This window comes from Arthrobacter sp. JCM 19049, from assembly GCF_001310435.1.
On sequence record NZ_BAXF01000282.1, the window covers coordinates 1 to 2,866 of the forward strand.

At 66.4% G+C, this 2,866-nt stretch carries 4 protein-coding genes and 1 pseudogene; 2 read left to right on the forward strand and 3 right to left on the reverse strand.

Annotation, left to right across the window (positions count from 1 at the left end):
* Nucleotides 1-99 precede the first annotated feature (99 nt).
* Both tpx and JCM19049_RS10975 read right to left on the reverse strand, forming a co-directional pair.
* A pseudogene (gene tpx / locus JCM19049_RS10970) lies at nt 100-595 on the reverse strand (thiol peroxidase).
* Nucleotides 576-854, reverse strand: a complete 279-nt coding sequence (locus tag JCM19049_RS10975; RefSeq protein ID WP_279403002.1) for a hypothetical protein — start codon at nt 852-854, stop codon at nt 576-578. The pseudogene tpx and the gene JCM19049_RS10975 overlap by 20 nt, the downstream one beginning before the upstream one ends.
* Here JCM19049_RS10975 and JCM19049_RS10980 point away from each other — a divergent pair.
* Nucleotides 844-1,536 carry a hypothetical protein gene (locus JCM19049_RS10980; RefSeq protein ID WP_054821609.1) on the forward strand — a complete coding sequence of 231 codons (693 nt, stop codon included), beginning with the start codon at nt 844-846 and terminating at the stop codon, nt 1,534-1,536. The genes JCM19049_RS10975 and JCM19049_RS10980 overlap by 11 nt on opposite strands.
* Entirely contained in the window at nt 1,488-2,441 is a 954-nt protein-coding gene (locus tag JCM19049_RS10985; RefSeq protein WP_054821610.1) for an HNH endonuclease signature motif containing protein, read from the forward strand. The genes JCM19049_RS10980 and JCM19049_RS10985 overlap by 49 nt, the downstream gene beginning before the upstream one ends.
* An 84-nt stretch (nt 2,442-2,525) precedes the next feature.
* Here the strand turns inward: JCM19049_RS10985 and JCM19049_RS10990 are convergent.
* The coding region (locus JCM19049_RS10990) for an amidohydrolase family protein (protein ID WP_279403003.1) at nt 2,526-2,866 on the reverse strand (341 nt) is incomplete at its 5' end.

The window sequence follows — 2,866 nt, forward strand, 5'->3', positions numbered from 1 at the left end:
CCCTGCCCCGGCCGAAGGCCGCCGCGCACCGATTAACGCGAACCGCGCCACACCCCTGAAGCACAGGGGTGTGGGCGCCGGTTTCCTTGGCTGCCGGGCTTAGCTCAGCGCGGCGATCGCGGCGTCGTAGTCCGGTTCGGTCTTGATCTCCGGAACCAGCTGGCTGTAGATCACCTTGCCTCCTCATCCAGGATGATCACGGTGCGGGCCAGCAGGCCGCGCAGTGGGCCGTCGGCCTGGGTGACGCCATAGTCCTCGCCGAAGCTGGAACGGAACGCCGAGGCGGCGACCACGTTCTCCAGGCCCTCGGCACCGCAGAAGCGGCCCAGGGCCATCGGCAGGTCCTTGGAGGCGCACACCACGGTGGTGTTCTCCAGGCCCGAGGCCAGTTCGTTGAAGCGGCGCACGCTGGCGGCGCAGACGCCGGTGTCCACCGACGGGAAGATGTTCAGCACGACGCGGCGGCCGGCCAGGGACGCGCTGGTCACGTCCTGAAGATCGGTGCCGGTCAGGGTGAATTCGGGAGCTTGGCGCCAACGGCCGGCAGCTCGCCTACGGTCTGGACTGGGTTTCCATCAATTGCAGTAGTAGCCATAGTCCTTGTCTATCATGAAGCCGGTCACACGCCGCCGGATTTCGGCGAACATGACATGAATTCCGCTCTTGGCGTGCACCGGGGCCCGCCGGCTCATCCCGTTGCTCCCGGACACCACCGAGCACCGCCGCCCTCGCCCGGCACCGCCCGCCTGGTCCAGCCACGTCTCTTCCGGAGCCGGAAGGCGTTTATCCCCAATCCGCCGCTTCTTGGAAGCCCCGACGTTGGGCGGCACCGAGACTGGGGCCATGAACACCATCTCCCTGGCCTCCGCAATGGAGGCGCTGCGCCGGGCCGCTGCGGCCGGCGGTTCCCGATTATCGGGGCAAGTGCTGGCCGAAACGGCACGGCTGAATCTGGAAATCCTGGACAACGTGCTGCAGGCGGCCACCCACCGTTCCGACCCGCGCGTTGCCGCCGAAATGGGCAGCATAGTTGAAGTCCTCTCGCACCGCATCAGCCGCGCCCGGCTGGAGCTGGCCCTGCTGGCCGAAGCCACCGGTGCCCACACACTGGACCTGGAAGAGTACGACGACCTGCGCGAGGGCAGGACCGATTACTCGCGGCCGGCCAGGTATGCCGCCGGCCGGCCCTGCTACAAGACCACGGCGGATTTCCTGGCCGCCTGGTTGCGAATCACCTATTTCGAGGCCGAGGGCATGCTCAATGACGCGCACCTGGTCATCGGACGGGTCACCATTGCCGGAACGCTCACCACACCGCGTTTCGAGCAGTTGGGCACCACCTACCAGGATCCCGCGGTCGATCCGCGCGCGACCCTCCAAACGGCCCGCAGCCTGAACAGGCTGGAGCCAAGGACACCATCGGCGAGGGAGCCCCCTTGCCGCCTGCCGCCCGGCAGCAAGATGGGCCGTCGCTGGAAGAACGCGCGGTGCAGATCCTGGAGGGCAATGAGCCGCGCACCGCGAAGAAGCAGGTGAACGAACTGGTCAAGAAGTACAAGGAGGAAAACGCCGAGGCCGCCACCCCGGAACTGGGGTTGTTCAAACGCCGCAGCATCAACGGGGTCGACGAGTACGTTCTGCGGGTGCGCGGCTCCGATGCCGGCTTCATGCGGTCCCTGGTGGCGCAGGCCGACAATCCCCGGACTAAGGCCGGTGCCGCAGCCCGCACCCGGCAGCCGGATGAAGAGAACTTGGCCGGACGGGAAGCGGATCCGGCAGTGGACAGCACGCAAACACCCAGCTGGCTGCAGCCCACCGATCCCCCTCCCCCGTGGGCGGTGGACGAAACCGGGGAAACCGAACCTGCGGCCGGACCAACTGGTGCCCAGATTCCGGAGAATACCGAGGGCCTTTCGCCGGCCGAACAGATCGATCTGCAGGTTCCCGTCCCCATGCGGCGAATGAACGCGATGATGACCCTCATTCGGCAGAATGGTTCGGGAACCGCCAAGACCAAGGCCATCCGGCCGCAGCTCATGGTCTTCATGCAGCTCGATGACCTGCGGGATCTGGCGACGGCCCATGGAATCACCACGCACGGCGTGAGGCTCACTCCGGGCGAGCTGCGACGACTGCTAACTGAAGCCGACATCATCCCGGTCGTGTTTGGCGGTGAGAGCCAGATATTGGATCTGGGCAGGGCCAGCCGCTTCTACCCCGACTACCTCCGCGATGGGATCATCTGCCGGGACAAGGGCTGCATCGTTCCCGGGTGCACCGAACCACCGGAAAACTGCGACGTCCACCATTTCGAGGGTGGGGGCTGGAAGGGCGGGTGCCGGACCAGGATCGGTTCCGGGTCGCTGATGTGCCGCAATGACCACACTGCGGAGCAGGCCGGGATCATCAAGGTCGTCAACTACAAGGGACTGCCCACGTGATCATGCCAAAGCACATCGACCCCACCCAAACCCCGCAGCGCAACACCTACTGGGACAACATCTAAGGAGCTTGCGATGCGAGGATCAGACGCGTCGTTGCCCCGCCTGGTAGACCGCGTAGGTCAGTGGCATGCCCGGGCGGTAGGCCAAATGCGCCGCGGACGGGGCATCGAGCACATGCAGGTCAGCCCGCTTGCCCACTTCGATGGAGCCGACTTGGTCCTGGACGCCGAGGGCCAACGCCCCGCCATACGTGGCCGCCTCCAGCGCCTCGGGCAGGCTCAGGTGCATCTGCAGGACGGCCGTGGCCACGACGAAGTTCATGTTGCTGGTGTAGCTGGTGCCCGGATTGCAGTTGCTGGCCAACGCGATCACAGCCCCGGCGTCGAGCAAGTCGCGTCCCGGGGCCAGGGGTTGGCGGGTGG